Origin of the sequence: Micromonospora sp. DT201 (assembly GCF_049841575.1) — a bacterium.
Classification (GTDB): Bacteria; Actinomycetota; Actinomycetes; order Mycobacteriales; family Micromonosporaceae; genus Micromonospora.
Map to the genome: position 1 here is coordinate 29,181 of NZ_JBNCKP010000030.1, position 17,010 is coordinate 46,190.

Sequence of the window (17,010 nt, forward strand, 5' to 3'; positions counted from 1 at the left end):
AGGGAGCACACATGGTTGCCCTTCGATCTCGGCGCCTGGAGTCCATCTTCGGCACGGCGCTGGACACCCTCGCCTCGCACCACATCCACGCACTGGTGACCGCCGGCGTGCAGGAGGCCTTCGACCTAGACTTCAAGCAGACGCTCTACGGCGGCAAGGACCAGGAGAAGCGGGCGCTGGCCGGCGACGTCGCCGCCTTGGCGAACACCGGGGGAGGGGTGATCATCCTGGGGGTGGAGGAGGACGACCAGGCGCGCGCCACGAAGGCGCCGGGCGTCGCCATCTCCGATGCCGAGGTGGCCCGGATGCGCCAGTCGATCGCGTCGCTCGTCGCGCCGATGCCTGTGGTCGACATCCTCACCGTGCCCGAGCCGGCGACCAACGCCGGCGAGGACGGTACCCAGCAGGGCTTCATCGTCGTGGCAGTACCCCGTAGCCCCGGGGCGCCGCACGCCGTGTTAATCAACGACGGCCTGCGCTACCCCATGCGCAACGGCGCCACGACCCGTTACCTCTCCGAACCCGAGGTCGCCACCGCCTACCGCAACCGCTTCGCCAGCGCGCAGCGGCAGACCGAACGGGTCGAGCAGATCGAGCGGGAGGCGATCGGCAACCTCGCCCTCGCCGACTACGCCTGGATCGTTGTGTCGCTGGTGCCGGACCTGCCCGGAGACATGACCGTCACCCGGGAGACCTTCCAGGCGTTCGAGCAGGACGTCAGGCGCAGGCCACTGACGCTGCCCGGCATGGGGCTGGAGATCTCCCGAACCCGCGTCGGGCGCCGTCGCCTGCTTGCCGACGGGACGAGTAACTACGACGTGGAGTCTCGGTGGATCTCGCTGGAGCTGCATGCCGACGGTGCCGGCGTCTTCGCGCACGCCGCTGGCGACCTAAATGAGCGGCGGCGGAGGCAGGTGCCGCCGCCCGCCGAGGAGGAACAAAGGTTCCAGCTCGTGTCGGATGAGGGGATCGCGGCGGGGATCATGGCCGGACTGCTGGAGCTGGCTCGTCATGCGCGGGATCGCACGGCGGCCGGGGGGACAGCCTTGGTCCGGGCGCAGCTCTACCCGGTGTCGATCGAGCGCCCTACCAGCATCGGACACAGCCGAAGCGGGTTCACCGACTCCCGCACCGGCGAGCAGTTCCGGACTCAGGCCGAGCCGGCCGAGGCCGCCGTGCCTCTCGACGACCTGGCGCAGCCGGGTCCCCAGCTCGTCGAAGCCGCGGCGCTGCTGCTCGACGAGCTCGGCCAGGCGTACGGCGTGCCGGAGATGGGCCAGTTCTCGCGCGACGGCAGGGTGCGCAGGCCCTACTGGGGGACCGGCGGGTTGCGAACCCCGATGATGCGCTGGGCCGAGGCCAACGGCGTCGAAGTGACTGACGAAACCCTCTGATCGCTACTCGACGAGGCCCCGGCCACCTGCGGCCGGGGCTTCGTGCGGCGTGAAGGTCGGAGCGTGATGACGGCGGGGCACCCAGCCGGACTGATGTCCAGCCCGCGCTGGCGCTGCTCGTCCGGGTCGGTGTAGGCGTAGCCGGTGACACGCTCGGCGGGCAATTAGGCTTGATCGACACCGCTGCCCGGCGTTTGGCGCGCCCGCCGGGCGCCGCTGAAACCTACTGGCCAAGATCGCCGGAAACACCCTTAGCGAGACAGCCCCGCCAGCTCGGCTCGTGGCCCAACCGTGGCCGAGCCCCTGCCCGGGTCCTGGTGGGGTGAGCTAGACCGGCCCGAGCGGCTGCGGTATTTACGGGTAGGGCCGACCATGGTAGCGGAGATTGACGCCGGAGGAGGTGTCGGCCGGCCGCCGTTGCACCAGTGCGGTTATCCCACGCGCTAACAGGATGCGGATAGGTGCCGGCCTGTGGTCGTCACCGGTCCGGCCGGAGAGTCGCAGGGGTCGGTGGGGTGGTCCGTCGGGGATCGATGCGGTTAACATCGGCTGCACCGCTCGTCGCGGATCGGGTACGCCGCGTTACCTCCGCTTGGGTGCCGCTGTCATTGCAGTTCGGAGGTTCGATCGGGTGACCGGGACGAAGCAGCGGCAAGGAGAGCTGGCGCTTGGCTGGCTCGCGGCCGAACCTCCGTTGCGATGGTGACCCGTGTACTCGATGAGTGTCGAACGGGTGCTGCTGACCCCGGAGGCAGCACGCCTGGTGCCGGCGGAGGAGTGGCTGGCCCTCGCCCCCGACGTTCCGGTCGAGGTCGCCGAGCCAGGGGAGCGACGCGCCAAGGTTCAGCCGGAGTGGACCGAGGGCGGCGTGTGGCGCCTGTGCGTCGGTGTGGGCGTCGTAGTCGACGACGTCGCGCTTCGCGAGAGCGTGGCGGTGTATCTACACGTCGGGCGGCAAACCGATCTGTTCGATTGCCGCGGCGTCGCCGTGCCGCTCAATGACCAGGGGGCGGCCGGGGTGCGCAACGCCCTGCGCTGGGCGCAGACGACGCAGGCCGCTCCGCAGCCCTGGGCCACGCACGCCGACGTTGCCGCTCACGCGGGACACGCCGCAGCGCAATATAGGGACCCGGCGCACGTGCGCAAGGCTGAGCGGGTGTGCTCTGAGGCCACCGACGAGCTGCTGAACGCCTTTCCGGAGCTGGTGGCCGTGCTCGGCACCGGATTCCCGTTTTACTGCATGACTGACACCACCCATCCCGACCGGGACCCGGTCCCGCCGAGCATCAGGGTCTATACCCAGGAGCAGGAGAGGCTGTTCGCGGGCAAGCTCCTGCCGCTCACCGTCCTCGTCGATCGGCCCGGACGAATTTGGACGAAGGAGGAACTGGCCGGTCACGGAGTGAACATCGGCCAAGAATCGGCGAACGCATACGAGTACCTGCGCCACGGTGCCGCGCCGCCCACGGCTCCCGAGGCGGGCGCGCTGGTCGAGTTCGAGCGGGCGAACGTTTGCGTGCGCGGAGATCGGCCGTGGCCGTGCCATGTGTGCACCACTTTGCATGATCGGCGCCGCTACCCGGAGCAGAGCTGGGAACGGGACTTTATGAAGTCCTGCGTGCGCTGCCGGCAGACGCCGTATCTGCCCCGCGCCGTCGGGGTGTTGAGCTCCGATATCGACCTGGTCGCGCTGACCGCACCCGGCGTGGACCGGCACGGGCTGGCGGAACGGGTTTCCGAATGGATCGATGGGCACCCCCGCTTCTTCCGCCACGACACCCGCTGGACCCAGCAGTTGAATGGTGCGCACGGGCCGCTGGACGTGTTCGTGACCGGCATGCAGGATTTTCTCCGAGCGGCGGCGTGGATGGCGGACCGTGATCGCTGGATGGAGGTGACCGTGCCCAGCACGGTGACATGGCTGCCCGTAACCGACATCGACTACGAGGTGGGCAAGTACCTGCCGTTGTGCATGGAGCTGCTCGCGGACCGGACCCCTGGCGGCGGCTTCAGCGCCGAACTGCGGACGGCCAAGGCCCGCTTCGCCGCCCGGGTCACCGCTGAACAGGTCCTCTCCAGCTACCGGCGCGACAGCAGCTACCTGAGGCAGTTAGCCGGGAACCCCCAGGTGGCTGCGCTACTGGCCGTCCGCAATGCCGGGTGGCGGACTGCCACCGACGAGAGCTCGGAGGACTCGAGGTGATTGTGCTCGGCTTGAACGGTTGGACGGACCGTACCCACGACCCAGCCGCTGTCCTGACGGTGAACGGCGTGGTGGTCAGCTTTATCGAGCAGGAGCGGTTGTCGCGCCGCAAACACGGCATTGGCGAGTTGCCGCACGCCGCCGCGGCGACCGTTTTGGCCGAGGCGGGAGTGGCGGCGGAGGATGTCGACCTCATCGCCTACGGCTGGGATCTCGCGAAGTTCAACCGGCTCCGCGGCCGGGATGTAGATCTGGATCGACTGGCGGGACGACTCACGGGGATGGAAGTGCTGGCCGGCAGGCCAGTGGTGCAGACGCTGCACCACGACGCGCACGCCGCGTCGAGCTTCTACGGTAGTGGCCTGAGTGAGGCGACCGTGCTCGTCGTCGATGCCGAGGGGGAGGACGAGAGTGCCACCGTTTTCCACGCCGGAGCGCAAGGATTGCGGCGGGTACACAGTTGGGGGCGAGGGCAGTCGCTGGGGCTCATGTATCGGGCGGTGAGCGAGTTCTGTGGCTTCGGTACCTTCGGCGCTGGCAAGACGATGGGTCTGTCGTCGTGGTGCCCGGACTCGTTCGAACCGCTTCCCCTGCTCTGGCATGACGGCGATCTGCAGTCGCCGTTCCCAAACGGCGCATGGGAGGACGACGTGGTGGACGGGTGGCTGACGCTGCTCACCTCCCGCTTCGGCCCACCATCCCGCCCCGCCGAGGAACCTGGTTACCCGCCATGGCAGGCGCACCAGCCGCAGGCCGCGGCCGCCGCACAACAGGCGGTCAACCAGGCCATGCTCGGGCTCGTCGACGCCGCAATCGGTCTCACCGGATGCCCGGATGTGTGCCTCGCCGGCGGAGTGGCATTGAACTGCGTTGCGAACGGACTCCTGCTAGACCGGGTACGGACGCTGCACATCCCGCCATACCCGCACGACGCGGGCGTGGCGCTAGGTGCAGCCCAGCTCGCCGGGCTCGCGGCGGGCCAGCCCTGGCGGGACCGGTCGCGGGCGGCCACCGGCCCTTTGCCCAGCGCCAATGAGGCGGCCGACGCCGCGACCGCACGCGGCCTCCCAGTGCGCGCAAGTGCGGACCCGGTCGCGGACGCGCGTCAGCTGCTTGTTGAAGGCAAGACGATCGGTTGGGTGCAGGGGCCGATGGAGGTCGGCCCACGTGCGCTCGGCAACCGCAGCATTCTGGCGCTTCCCGACCCCGAGGGCGTGCGAGACCGACTAAACGCACGCAAGGGCCGTGAGCCGTGGCGTCCGCTCGCACCGAGCCTGCTCCGCGAGGAAACGGATCGTCTGCTCGGCCGCTCGCTGGACAGCCCGTTCATGCTGCTGTCCGTGCAGTTGAGCGAGCAGGGCAGGCAGTTGGCACCAGCCGCAGCGCACCGGGACAGCAGCGCCAGGGTGCAGACCGTCGACGCCGGACCCGGGCCGTACCGGGCGCTGATCGAGCAGGTGCGGGAGGCGACGGGGACCGGAGTAGTGCTAAACACGAGCCTCAATCGGCGCGGCGAACCCCTGGTGCACACCGGCGCCCAAGCCGTTGACACAGCGGCCGCGATCGGGTTGGACGCCCTCCTGGTTGGGGATGTCGTCATCGATACCGCCGTGACTGCATGATCGCCCGACTTGCGGTTGCAGCCGGCCAACGTCTGCTCCGCTCCGGCTTTCACGCGCCCCGTCAACATTGGGCGCGTCGCGTTTGGGACGGCGATCGGGCAGAGGGGCATGCAGTGCTGGGGCCGGCATACGTTGCCGAACGCAAGCAGATCCAGGCGCTGCTCGCCAGCTTGGCGCCCCGACTGACATCGCCATGGGAGGCGGTAGATGTCGCTGCAGGGACAGGCCGCTACACCCGGGCCCTGCTCGAAGCCGGTGCCGCTCGAGTGACCGCGATAGACGTCTCCCCGGCATCACTGGCCGCGCTCACCAACAGGGCCGCAGACCCAACGCGAGTGACCACTGTCTGCGCCGACCTGTTCGCCGCGCTGCCGCCAGGCACGGTGCCGGAGGCCGGGTTCGACATCGTGTTGTGCTGCGACGCGATCCACCACGTGGGTCCGCTACCGGCGGTGCTGACCCGCCTGCGCGAACTCGCCGCACCGGGTGGGCTGCTAGTCGGCGACGTATGGACCGCAGACCACTTCCACGAGTTCCAGCGGGCCCGCCGCAGCCGGGTCGAGCATGTGCTGGCATCGATCCGGTTCCTCGCGGCGGCTGCGGTAAATCGACTACTTCGCCGAGCATTCCTACAGGCGGCGCGTAGCCAGCTGCTGTCCGCTGCTCAGGTGCAAGAGCTGCTGCGGGAGACACTTGGGCCACAGGTACAGCTGAACACCAGCCGGTACTGGGTCAGCTTCGCCTACCGATTGCCGCCAGGCCAAGACAATGCAGGGCAGGGCAGCGTTTGCCTCGGTCCGCTCGGCCGTTAGATTGACGGCACACGGCAGACCCCCCAAAGGGCACCGTCCCGGAGCTGGCACGGGCGGATGGACATCAGCCGTCCGGACAACGTGCTGCCCGACCGGCGGGCACGGCCGCGCTACACCGCGCACACCCACCGTGATGTCCTCGGCGAGGGAGTCGATGCCGACCAGGCGCAGCTGCGGGTCGCGGGTAGCGAGGATGTGCTCGATGCAGAGTCGCCCGGTAACGGATCGGCGTTGCTGGTCAGCGGGCGTCCGCCGATAGCGCAGCGACGAAGTCGTACGGGCTGATGGTGGTGGGGCGGTCGCTGACCTGGGCGTCGCCGAGCTCGATGACGCGCCAGACTCCGTCGTCGCGTTGAGCGAGGTCGATGGTGATGAGCGATCCGGCCTGTCGTCGACCATCTCGTCACGAAAGTCCTCGGCGAGTGGGACGCCGAGTACACGGGCCAACTACCTCGGCAGCGCCGGATCTACGAGCCGGGCGACAGATAGTTCGGTTGGCCTGACCCGCTCCCTCGGCAGCTTCCCCGGACATCCCGCCGCTGCGGTTCCGGGCGCGGTGGCATCCAAGATCGAGGTGAGGCGGGCAGCGCGGTGTTGTCGGATTGGGCAGAATGCCAAGGATGGATCTACGGCGAGCGCTCGACATCGTTTCTCAGCCCTGGACGTACGTCGGTGTCAGCGATGCGCAACTCTGCGCTGACGTGCAGGCGTACGCCGATCATGACCTTGGCGTGCGGGACGTGCCCGCACTCGATGGCGAGGCGACGGTGCGGCCGTTGGACGTGCTGCTTCGGCTGGCAGTAGCGACGAAGCCCCAGTATCAGACAGATCTGTACGAGGTGCACCGTCACTGGTCACTTCTGCGGTACCTGGGTCTGTTCGATCCGGACCTGGACGGGCAGTTGCGCCTGTCGTCCGCGGGCCGGCGGATCGCCGGGAACCAACGGAGGGTCACCTCGGAGGAACTCGGCGTCGGCTTCGCCGTGCACCGGGCGCAGGAATGGGTGGCCGCTCGTTGGCCCGGCGCTACGGCCATCGGTGTCATCGACATCGACGTCGCGCTGTCCAGTGGCGTCATCAGCGCCGGCGCGGTCACCTCGTCCGTCGTGCAACGTCGGAGACGGCGTCCGGACTATCTCGTGATCGCGGAGAGCCCGGGCAGTACGGACCGTTATCACTACGCGGTGGTCGAATGCAAAGGCACCAAGGGCTGGAGGTACGGCCTGGATCAGATGGCGTCGGCTTGTGTGCAGTTGCGCGGTGTGGCTGTCGAGGGCCGCCAACCTCCCGGGCTCGCCGTCGGTACGGTCCTGGCGGACGACTGGGTATGGTGTAGGGCGCTCGAGCTGTCTCCCAGACGCCGTCGGCACCATGAGACAACGGCCTATCCGGCGGAACTGACGGAGCTAGTCGAGGATACGGCCGAGGTACACGTCGAGCGCGAGATGTTCGAGCAGGCCGTTCATGTCGACATGGATGAGGAAGCGTCGCTGTCGGCGGAGAACCTAGTGCGGGCGGGGACGCAGGCCTCATGGGCCAGCCTCGCCGATTTCGCCGGTAACGACTATGCCTTCCAGAGGTGGGCACCTCCGGTGTTCCGGACCAACTTGGATCGGGACGTGCGGGCACGACCGCAGCGGGTCGCGCGCCAGACCCGTGGTGGCCTGGACGTCGTCGGCGTCCGGAATTTGATCTCGCTGCCGGGCGGAGAGCTGGAGGTGCTGTTCGGCCTGGTCGCGGAGGTGGACGAGGCGCTTGCCGAACGCGACGCCGACAGGGTGATCGAGGCCCAGAGGTCGGTGGCCGGGCGGCGAGCGCAGGAGCCTGATGTTGCGGGCCGCGAGCCGAGTGACGACGTCACCGCTGTCTCTGACGACGGAGCGGTGTTGATGCTCAATCCGCGCTGATGGGGGGCGTTGAGCGGCTTCGGTCACGTCGAAGACCAGAATATCCTCGCGCGGAATTTGGAGGTCTTTCAGGCGTGCACGGCGCGGTCGCAGTTGGGGTGGCGGCGGCTGGCAGGGTCGTCTGCGGGACCCCCTTTTACCCCCCGAAAACCCCGGCCAATCGTTGACGATGGGCGACAAACAGCGGGAGTGCCTGGCGACGTCTCGGCAGCTCAGTGAGCACTTTCGGCAAGCGGTGACAAGCCTGGTTCGGTTACTGGCAGCCTCGTTGTCTTCGGTGATGCCGGCCCACCAGTGCTGTCTTGGCTGGCCAAGACGGACCTCAACCCAGCCCACTACGCGTTGATGCTCGCGCCGCACCACGGCACCCAGCATCTGCCGGCGGCTTTGAAGGTGACCGCTGACCTGTGCGTCGCGCAGAACGGTAGTAAACGGAGCCACCTGTGGGAGTACCACCGTGGCACGCACGACAACCATGGGCGCTGTGTCAGCAGCACCTCAGGGACCCACCATCTACTGCTGTAGACCTAGACTCAATCCGGCCTCGGCTTGAGCGCGGCACCCCTACGTTGGAGGCACGGTTGTCCGGACCCTTCCCGGAATACCGCGATATCAGCGTCACCGACCCGTTGCGGCAGGGCGACATCATCGAGGCGGTTGAACCGGTTGCGTCGATGTGGCAGCGACATCTGCTCGTGCTCACGGCCGACTGCGACTTCGCGCACGCCAAGCATCAGGGCCGAGTCACCTGTGTTCCGCTGCTGACCGCCAACGAATACCTGCTGGAGATGAAGGTTCCCCTCCTGCGCGAGCGGGCCTTGGCGAAGGTCATACCGGTGCTTCGTCAGGTGCTCCCGTCCCCGTTCGCCGAGCACGTCTCCGACGAGCGACTACGGGCCTGGCCCGGCGAGGTCGAACCCAATGAGATTGTCGCCACCCTTGGCTTGGCTGATCCAGAGGCTAGCGTCGCCAAGGCGATACTCGAAGCCATCCGCTTGGTCAGTCAGCCGGCGCAGACCCTCGACGACGCGGTCGAGCGCCTGATCGCGGCGCACCTCGCGGTGCCTAACGCTCAGAAGCGGGACAAGATCGTCCAGCAAATTGTTAACGTCCTCAAGAATCCCTACGGTCAGCCGCCCGGCGACGCGCTCTTTCTCTCTGCTATTGCGCCCAAGCATGAGCTCGGCTACTTCGCCTACCTGCGTCATCTGGAGCAGGTCTGGGAAGTCCAGATCGCCATCGCCCCGGTCAAAAAGTCCGTCGGCTACCGACGCATCTCCCGTCTGCAGGAACGGTACGTCCACTTGCTCGTCCAACGTTTCGCGCTCGTATTCATGTCCATCGGGCTCCCCAGGGAGTACGAAGAGTTCCGCGACCTGCACGCCGAGCTATTGGGAGAGAAGTACGCATGAGACCCCTCGTGACGACGGTGCGTGCCCTGAAAGAACTGGCGACCGGCCTGTCGCCGGACGCCATCGCGGCTTCCCCGTTGCTGCTGGAAAATGCGGGGAAAAGCGTCGACGTGCTGCTTACGCTTGAAGACACCGAGAAGGATCAGCGGATCGTACTGATACGGGATGAATTCTCCGAAGATCGCTTCGTGCCCCGGCATCTTGTCGACCTGCGACCTGAGGTGCTCAGCCGTGTCGCCTCGTTCGCGGAGCGCGCCCGCACCACAGGACCCTTGACGTTGCCTCGCGGCTGGCACCAGTACAAGCACAACAACCTCATTGCCTTCTTCGCAGTCAGTCGAGGCAGCGCCGAGGCGAGTCGCTGGATCGCCGAGCTGCTGCCTGGCGACGGGTCGGACATCGTCCTTTGGGGCACCACCAACTCAGACAAAAAAGCAGCCCTCGAGGACTTCGAACTAGCCAAGCCAGAAATGCCAACCGGTTGGGAAGGCGACTGGAAGGCTGCGGTCGCGAACATACCCGAGCGCAGGGCCCAACGACGCCGGGCGGCGACGCCGCCAGACGTCGAGATCCTGATGCCACCGCTCGGGGAGCAATCGACTACGAAGGGATGGTCGTACGAGAAGTGGTTGGCCTCCATCACCGATGACCAGCGATCCTTCGTCGAAGCGAGCACCGGCAAGTCGATCCGCCTTCGCGGCCCGGCGGGCTCCGGCAAGACCCTTGCGCTCACCTTGAAGGCGACCCGAGAGGTCCGCAAGGCTCGCCAAGCCAGCGTCGACCTTCGGGTGCTCATGGTGACCCACAGTTGGTCCCTGGCCACCGACGTGGCCGACTCGCTCGACTCGATGGGGATGGGGCTGTTCCAGGAAATCGACGTCTTTCCACTCCTGGAGATTGCTAAGACGATCTCGCCACAGTACGCCAACGACGATTCCGGCTTCAGCTTGGCCGGCGACGACAGCCTCAGCGGCAAACAGGCTCAACTGGACCAGATCCTCGAGGTGCTGGACGAATTCATCGTTGGCGATTGGATTACCTACCGGGAACGCGTCACCGAAGGCCTTCGGGTCAGGTTCGACTCTCCTGAGATTAACGAACGCAAGGCCCTGGCCTGGGATCTCCTCGTCGAGTTCGGTTCCGTCATAGGGGCTGCGGCCATTTTCCCCGGCGCGGGCGCGGAGGCGCGGTACTTTCAACTTCCCAGAGCAACCTGGATGCTGCCGCTGGAAAGCCGGGACGACCTACGCGTTACATTCGCACTATACACAAAATATATGGCGAATCTCGACGCGCGGGCGATTCTCACCTCCGACCAAGTGCTTGCCGACCTGCTTAGCCACCTCGAGACGCATGCGTGGAACCGCAATCGCCGGACCCAGGGGTACGACCTGATCTTCGTCGACGAGTTTCATCTGTTTAGTCCGTTGGAGCGCCAAGTACTCCACTATCTCTCGCGCGACGTAAGCATGTATCCGCGAGTGTTTATGGCGGTCGACCCACGGCAGTCGCCGTCGGAGGCGTTCATTGGGTTTGCTGCGGATGAGACCCGGTCGTCATCGATCGCGATGTACGACGATATCGGCGAAATCACTAACTTCGAATTGGCGACAGTCTATCGGTTCACGCCGCAGATCCTCGACCTAATCAAGCACGTCCATCATGAGTTCCCAACCCTCGATCTGGGCAGTGACTGGGACATCAATTTCAGCGCGGTCGAGTCCGCGCAGCAGCCGGGTGAGGTGCCGGTGCTGAGCGTAGCCGCGTCACGACCGGCTGAGGAGATCGACATCGCCAAGGCGGTGCAGCAGCTCTACCAGAAAGGCAGGATCGCATTGGCCATTGTGGACCCTAGGCAGTGGCGACGCTTCAGCGAGCTCGCCTCACGCATCGGCGAGTCCGGTAAGTTTCACGTGTCGACGGTCCAGAGCCGATCCGACGTCGAGGGTCTCCGCCATCGAGGCCGCGGGCTGGTCGTCGGGCCTGCTGAGTATCTAGCCGGCCTCCAGTTCGACTCGGTTTTGGTGGCTGGCGTTCCGGAAATGCGGATCAACCAAACCCCCAATGAACGGACCCGTTCGCTGTCGCTGCTCTATCTCGCGCTGAGCCGCGCCCAGCGGGAGGTGCGGGTCTATGTGAACGAGGACGATGGGGGCGAGGTCGAGGTGCTCACTCGGGCGGTCGCCAACGGCATCATGAAACGCGAGCGCGGTAGCCTGGTCTGAGCACCGCCGGCATGCACACCGTCCTGGCCGCGACCTGGCTTGGAAGGTCTGACGTGAGGTCCGCGGGCGAGCGGACCCGCAACCGCGGCCACCCTTCGGAAGCCTTTTCGGGTCCGACTGCTCGATTATAGGTGGGCGCCGGGCCGTTCCCTGTCGAGTTCATCTCGGCGGTAGTAGGTAGGGGAGTGGCTGCAGAGTTGGCAGGAGAGGACCAGCGGCTGACCGATCCGCCCGGGCGGTTTCTCGCCGCAGCACAGGGGCAGGCTTTCGATCTCGGGCGCTTCCGCCTGCGCGACGACTGGACCGTATCGCCGCTCGCAGGCCCGGTCCGCAGGCCCATCACGGTGCGGGACGCTTCCGGTCTCGGCCAGGTCGAGGGTTCCGCCGCGTTCGGCGTGACCGCGGCGTGGGCGTCGGCGGGGATCCAACTGACGCGGTCGCGGTGCCGATACGGCAACCAGGTCCCGTGAAGGATGCCCTCCAGCAGATGGTCCAGGTGTGGGCGTGGACCGCAGGGAAACATCGCGGTTGTGGCGGCCTTCTGCCGGCTGTAGCTGTGCGGGTTCAACGTCGGGTACGGATGCAAGCGGCCACACGGCCGGGCCTTGCGGGTGACCGGGCAGCGGGTGGTGCCGGTCCAGAGGTCTGCCCAGCCGCACCGCTGCGTCTCGAACGTGATCGCGCCGGTGCCGATCTCCAGCGGGGTCTCGGACAGGTACATGCGGTGGTCGTCGAGGGCAGGCACGGACAGGTGCGGCACCGGGTGTAGGAACGCGATGTCACCGGCACCGCGGTCGGTGGTCCACACCACCCGGTCGCCGGCTTTGCGGAGCGCTCGCTGCCGGGCCCGTATGGTCCGTTAAGTTTCCTTGGAAGGTTGGACCTCGCCGGCCACGGTCAGGACCGGACCGATGGCGAGGACGTCCGGCCGGCGGCGGGCGCGTGGCCGCCACACCTCGACTTCCACGGTGCCGCCGACCGACTCCCATGTGCGGGCCTTGCGCTCTTTGAGCGCCTTGTGGGTGTCGGTCTCGAGCTGGTGCTCTGCGTGGGGCGAGCGGCCGTTCTCGTGCCGGAACATCGGCCCGTGCTGTCCTTCGACGAAGGTCAACCAGACCGGTGCGCGGGGGAGCCCTCTTTGGGCCTGATGGCGCATGCAGAGCAGGCAGAGTAGCTTCTCGCCGCTTGTGCCGTGGGGGCGGTCGTTGGCGAGCTGTTCGTGTAGATCGGGTTGGTGGGGATGTCCCCAGAGCGGGAGTCGCGGCTGCAACTCGATCATGGCCGACACGTAGAACACGCCATCGTTGAAGGTGAGCGGATCGACTTGCTCCCAGACTGGTCGAGACATGGATCCCCCCGGTGCTGGTCATACATGCAGACGCCGAGTTCGGCGAGTTACGTACCGCCTACCGAGAGTATCGGTCATCGGCAATATCTGGTAGCGAAGCAAGCGTCCCTGGTGGACGCTCCATCCCGGGCCGCTCTCGCGGACCGAACTTGCTGTGCGGAAGACCGTCTGGACTAATGTCGATGTCCTCGAGCAGGCGGGGATGCCGTTCGATGAGCCGAGCGAACCGGTGCCTGACCGCCGCGTCGAGCACCGGGCCGCGCTCCCCGCTGCAACGCGGTCCGCAGCTGCGCCCTGCCGTAGTTCGCAGGAGCAGGTCCGCCGGGTCAGCACCGGCACTGAACTCAGCCGTCAGGAGCGGGCCGGGCGAGCGTTGCCGCCGGAGCAGGTGCCAAGCTCGATCGACTGCATCGCGGCCGGCCGGGTCCGCGTCGGATGCCGCCACGATGCCGCCTGCGGCGCCGGGCAGCTCCCGCAAGAGCGCGGCCTGGTCCTCGGTCAGCGTGGTGCCGCACGGCGCGAGGGCGACCACTCCTGACCGGCCCGACCGGATGTTCCTACGGCGGACCCGGTGTGGCTATTGTGGTTGGCCATGGACCACGCTGAGAGCTGGGACGCCGAGACGATCAGCGACGCGCTGGACTTGTTGCAGGACATGGTCTTGTGGGATCTGGTGCCCGAGCGGTGGGAGCACATCGGACTCTTGCTGAGCCGACTTGAGGTGGCCCTCGCCACTGGTGAGGCCGACGAGGCTCGCGACGTCGTCGTCCAGCTGGAGCTGAGCGGGCCCGTACGGGCGAATCGGATCGGTTCGGCTGAGAAGTGCGGCATCCCGGAACCGATCCTCGAGCGCCGGAACACGCTCGTGCATTCGCTAACCGGGGAACGAGACCTCCAGAGCAGGGACCAACAGGACACGTCGCGGACGGGGGTCGGCCGTGGCGACCGACCCGATCGCTGAGCAGGAGTTCGTCGCCCACCTGTTCGCGCCGCTCAGCGGGCCTGACGCCGAACTCGCGCTGCATCAGGTGACGCTACTGTGGGAAGCCTGTCGTACTCAGATGGGCATGACGCGCACGATCGACGGCACCTCGCTGCCTGCGGACTTTCCCGTCGATGTGCACATGCCAGAGGGTGCGCTTGCGGGACTTCAGGACCCGGCCGTCAACTTCCAAGCCATCGCGCGACGGGAGCACGACGTCCTGAACGTCTCGCTGGTGATGGCCACACCGCTGGCGCCACCGATGAGGCGGAATCGGGTCGGCGCTGCGGTCTCGCCCGGATGGATCGAGTACAGCCGGTGGTGGCAAGGCCTTACCGCAGGCGGCGTCAGCGCTCTGCTCGGCGGCGCAGCCATCTATCAGGCCAAGTCGGCCGAACTTGAGCAAGCCGATGTGCGCGCGGCGTTGCCTGAGCAGGAAGATGACGGCGAACGGTGGTGGACGAGGAAAACGGCCGTTGATCACTTCACCGTCTGTGAGGTCACACGAGGGGGCGACCGCGCGCTGCGGCGACTCGTCGTGCTGGGCCGACCCGACGAGGACGACCGCCTCAGCGGGTTCACCTGGAGCTCCGGCGACGTGCTCCTGCCGCCGCTGGGCCGCTATCTGATGCACGCTGCGAAACTGCGCTACGCGGCCCGCGTCCGTGGGGACGGGAGCCGGCTGGATCGAGTCCGAGACCGCGCCGCCACCCGCATGGACCGGATCGTCGAACTGTTGACCGTCGGAGACTCGGTCGCGGACGAGGCGAACGGACTCGCCGCCGACGAGGCCGCCGTGATCGGCACCCTGCAAGCGCTCAACAGCATGCGGCGCAGCGTCGACATCGCGCGCGAGAACATGACGTCAGCCATGGCGGAGCCACTACCCACCGATCGGGCCCTGGCATCGGCGTTGACGCAGTGGCTCGACGACGACGTCTACTTCTTGGAACAGGTCCGCATCCGGGCGGAACGGACACGACAGCTGCTCCCGTCTTCGGTGGATCCGGCACCCCCGCGCTCGGCAATCGTCGTGCCTTCCGCGCAGCCGGCACCGGCGCAGCCCATTCCGATGGAACAACGGATGAGTTTCGGGGTCGACGTGGTCGCGTACACCGGCCGTACCGTGCTGCAGCAAATTGAGGTACAGCGGCGGCTGGCGAAGATCGTGCGACGGGTCCTCGAGGAGATCGGCCTGGCACTGCACGACACCGATCATCAGGACGCTGGTGACGGCATGACGGTCGTGCTTCCCGCGCACATCCGGCCGCACCTGGCACTTCCGAAGCTGCTCAACGGCTGGAGCGCGCTAGTGGCGGCCGACAACGCCATGCATCCGGAGGATCGGATCCGGCTGCGTCTGTCGGTGGCAGCCGGGTCGTTCCACGCGGCGGCGATCGGGATCGCCGGCGCCACGATCATCGAGATCGCCCGGCTGCTGGACAGTGAGGCCCTGCGCAGGGCCGCCACCGACCATTCCGACGCAGACCTCGTTGCCCTGATCTCAGACCGTCTGCACGCGGACGTCATCGCCGAGGGGCATCCCGGCCTGAACCCGGGCCATTTCACGCAGCTGCGGGTGCGGGCCAAATCGTACGACGGTCAGGCCTGGCTCTGGCTCGGCGGTCCGGTACCGCCTCGGGCGCCGGAGACGCCGCCGGATCTACCTTCGCCGCACGCACCGTGGGATGAGCCGAAGCGCGATCTGTTCGTCATCCACGGCGATGCTGAACGTGCCCGCAAAGCGCTCTTCGATCTTCTTCGCGATATCAGGTTGCGACCCCTGGAATGGGATGATCTGGTCGCCCAGACCGGCAGCGTCGCCCCTGAGCGCAGTGCGGTGCTCCGGCAGGCGTTCGCCAACCACACCGCCGCGCTGGTGCTCTTCGCGCCCGGTCCCGGCGGGTCACCTGACGTGCTCGCCGGTATGGCCGTCGCACTGCAGCCCGACCGCACGGTCCTGGTGCGGCTGGGTGGGGCGGTTCTACCGGACGAGCTCAGCGGCCGGTTCGCCGTCCATCTCGACGGTGCCAGCAGTCGCGGCCTTCACCAGCTGGCCCAGCTGCTGCGACGTCTCGGCTACGCCGTCAAGACGGACGGCACAGACTGGCTGGACACGGACCGGTTCAAGGACCTTTGAAACGTCCACCACCCCGCTAGACGGCGGCAGAAAGTGCAAGATCGCGGGGCCGGGGCGTGACGGATCGGTGCGGTGGATGCCCTACAGGGAGTCGAGGAACGCCCGCAGCTCCAGGTGATCAATCCTGGCGAAATCCTTCGGTCGCAGCACGATGCGGAGCTGACTGGTGCGCAGGCGTTCACGGGACGCGGCGACGAACGACAGAAGGATGAGCCGCACGATCGACTGCTGGTCCAGCGCGTCCACCCGGGCCAGGGCCGCTCCGGTAACCGGCATGGCCAGTGGCTGCCGCCCGCCATGTTCTTCCACCGCATCCCATAGCAGGGAGAGGCTGTGCCACAGGACATCCGTCGAGGAACGTGCGACCAGACCGCCGGACATCGTGCTGTAGGCGACACAGAAGAAGCGCCGACGTGGGATGCCCAGCACGGCCACGGTTCCGAGCGGGTAGCGCTCTAGCTTGCCGTGGGCCTTGTCTGCCCGGAGCACCGTCGACAGGATCGGCGTACCGGCCAGCGCGGTCCGCAGGTCGGCATCCAGCCGATGCAGGTCGCCATCGTACTCACGCCGGAGAAACTGTGCCTGAAGGCTTCCCTCGTCCACGATCCGGCTGTCACTCGGATCGGTGTCGAAGACGTCGGTGAACCCGACGACCAGATGTGAGTCCTTCTGTTCGAACAGGTCTCCCGGGACGATCTCGACCCGGCATCGGGGATGGTCAAATGATCGAGCGATCATCGACTCCGGACGGACGCGGAGCAGCCCGAACCCGACTGATCCGGCGACCATCACGACGGCGACCAGACCGGCCCGTCCGGGGACCGGTGAGCGATCCCACACCGCCTGGTAGGACTGGGCCAGCAGGGCGATCACGCCGAAGGCGGCGAAGGACTGAGTGGCCCAGATACGCACTGCCCGCCTGGTCATCGACTGCCGCCCATGCCTCGATCCTCCTCGAGGACCGC

General features: G+C 67.2%; 15 protein-coding genes. 11 read left to right on the top strand and 4 right to left on the bottom strand.

Going from position 1 to position 17,010, the window contains the following annotated elements:
• Nucleotides 1-11 precede the first annotated feature (11 nt).
• From ACLQ28_RS31515 to ACLQ28_RS31535, 5 genes are all read left to right on the top strand, one after another.
• On the top strand, nt 12-1,394 hold the full coding sequence (locus tag ACLQ28_RS31515) for a helix-turn-helix domain-containing protein (protein WP_425689898.1): 1,383 nt from the start codon (nt 12-14) through the stop codon (nt 1,392-1,394).
• Nucleotides 1,395-2,112: 718 nt separating this feature from the next.
• Entirely contained in the window at nt 2,113-3,597 is a 1,485-nt protein-coding gene (locus ACLQ28_RS31520; RefSeq protein WP_425689899.1) for a hypothetical protein, read from the top strand.
• A gap of 59 nt (nt 3,598-3,656) precedes the next feature.
• Entirely contained in the window at nt 3,657-5,219 is a 1,563-nt protein-coding gene (locus ACLQ28_RS31525; RefSeq protein WP_425689900.1) for a carbamoyltransferase C-terminal domain-containing protein, read from the top strand.
• Entirely contained in the window at nt 5,216-6,031 is an 816-nt protein-coding gene (locus ACLQ28_RS31530) for a class I SAM-dependent methyltransferase (protein ID WP_425689901.1), read from the top strand. Before ACLQ28_RS31525 ends, ACLQ28_RS31530 begins: the two co-directional genes overlap by 4 nt.
• Nucleotides 6,032-6,088: 57 nt before the next feature.
• Nucleotides 6,089-6,316, top strand: a complete 228-nt coding sequence (locus ACLQ28_RS31535) for a hypothetical protein (protein WP_425689902.1) — start codon at nt 6,089-6,091, stop codon at nt 6,314-6,316.
• Here ACLQ28_RS31535 and ACLQ28_RS31540 read toward each other — a convergent pair.
• On the bottom strand, nt 6,270-6,404 hold the full coding sequence (locus ACLQ28_RS31540; protein WP_425689919.1) for an ATP-grasp domain-containing protein: 135 nt from the start codon (nt 6,402-6,404) through the stop codon (nt 6,270-6,272). The genes ACLQ28_RS31535 and ACLQ28_RS31540 overlap by 47 nt on opposite strands.
• A gap of 328 nt (nt 6,405-6,732) precedes the next feature.
• On the opposite strand from ACLQ28_RS31540, the gene ACLQ28_RS31545 reads away from it, so the two are divergent.
• The 4 genes from ACLQ28_RS31545 to ACLQ28_RS31560 all read left to right on the top strand — a co-directional run bounded on the left by ACLQ28_RS31545 (nt 6,733) and on the right by ACLQ28_RS31560 (nt 12,045).
• On the top strand, nt 6,733-7,938 hold the full coding sequence (locus ACLQ28_RS31545; RefSeq protein WP_425689903.1) for a hypothetical protein: 1,206 nt from the start codon (nt 6,733-6,735) through the stop codon (nt 7,936-7,938).
• Between the two features lie 581 nt (nt 7,939-8,519).
• The gene (locus ACLQ28_RS31550; protein WP_425689904.1) at nt 8,520-9,350 is read left to right on the top strand and encodes a hypothetical protein; all 831 of its coding nucleotides are present in this window, start codon (nt 8,520-8,522) and stop codon (nt 9,348-9,350) included.
• On the top strand, nt 9,347-11,575 hold the full coding sequence (locus ACLQ28_RS31555) for a UvrD-helicase domain-containing protein (protein ID WP_425689905.1): 2,229 nt from the start codon (nt 9,347-9,349) through the stop codon (nt 11,573-11,575). The genes ACLQ28_RS31550 and ACLQ28_RS31555 overlap by 4 nt, the downstream gene beginning before the upstream one ends.
• Nucleotides 11,576-11,760: 185 nt before the next feature.
• Nucleotides 11,761-12,045, top strand: a complete 285-nt coding sequence (locus tag ACLQ28_RS31560; protein ID WP_425689906.1) for a hypothetical protein — start codon at nt 11,761-11,763, stop codon at nt 12,043-12,045.
• 389 nt (nt 12,046-12,434) lie between these two features.
• On the opposite strand, the gene ACLQ28_RS31565 is transcribed toward ACLQ28_RS31560, so the two are convergent.
• Nucleotides 12,435-12,923, bottom strand: coding sequence for a hypothetical protein (locus ACLQ28_RS31565; protein WP_425689907.1), 489 nt, complete (start codon nt 12,921-12,923; stop codon nt 12,435-12,437).
• A gap of 58 nt (nt 12,924-12,981) precedes the next feature.
• On the bottom strand, nt 12,982-13,455 hold the full coding sequence (locus ACLQ28_RS31570) for a toprim domain-containing protein (RefSeq protein ID WP_425689908.1): 474 nt from the start codon (nt 13,453-13,455) through the stop codon (nt 12,982-12,984).
• 60 nt (nt 13,456-13,515) lie between these two features.
• On the opposite strand from ACLQ28_RS31570, the gene ACLQ28_RS31575 reads away from it, so the two are divergent.
• Together ACLQ28_RS31575 and ACLQ28_RS31580 are read left to right on the top strand one after the other, a co-directional pair.
• Nucleotides 13,516-13,884, top strand: a complete 369-nt coding sequence (locus tag ACLQ28_RS31575) for a CATRA system-associated protein (protein ID WP_425689909.1) — start codon at nt 13,516-13,518, stop codon at nt 13,882-13,884.
• Nucleotides 13,862-16,045: a CATRA conflict system CASPASE/TPR repeat-associated protein gene (locus tag ACLQ28_RS31580; protein ID WP_425689910.1), complete on the top strand. Its 2,184-nt coding sequence runs from the start codon at nt 13,862-13,864 to the stop codon at nt 16,043-16,045. Before ACLQ28_RS31575 ends, ACLQ28_RS31580 begins: the two co-directional genes overlap by 23 nt.
• A gap of 81 nt (nt 16,046-16,126) precedes the next feature.
• Here the strand turns inward: ACLQ28_RS31580 and ACLQ28_RS31585 are convergent, their stop codons facing one another.
• Nucleotides 16,127-16,972, bottom strand: a complete 846-nt coding sequence (locus ACLQ28_RS31585) for a macro domain-containing protein (RefSeq protein ID WP_425689911.1) — start codon at nt 16,970-16,972, stop codon at nt 16,127-16,129.
• Nucleotides 16,973-17,010: the final 38 nt, after the last annotated feature.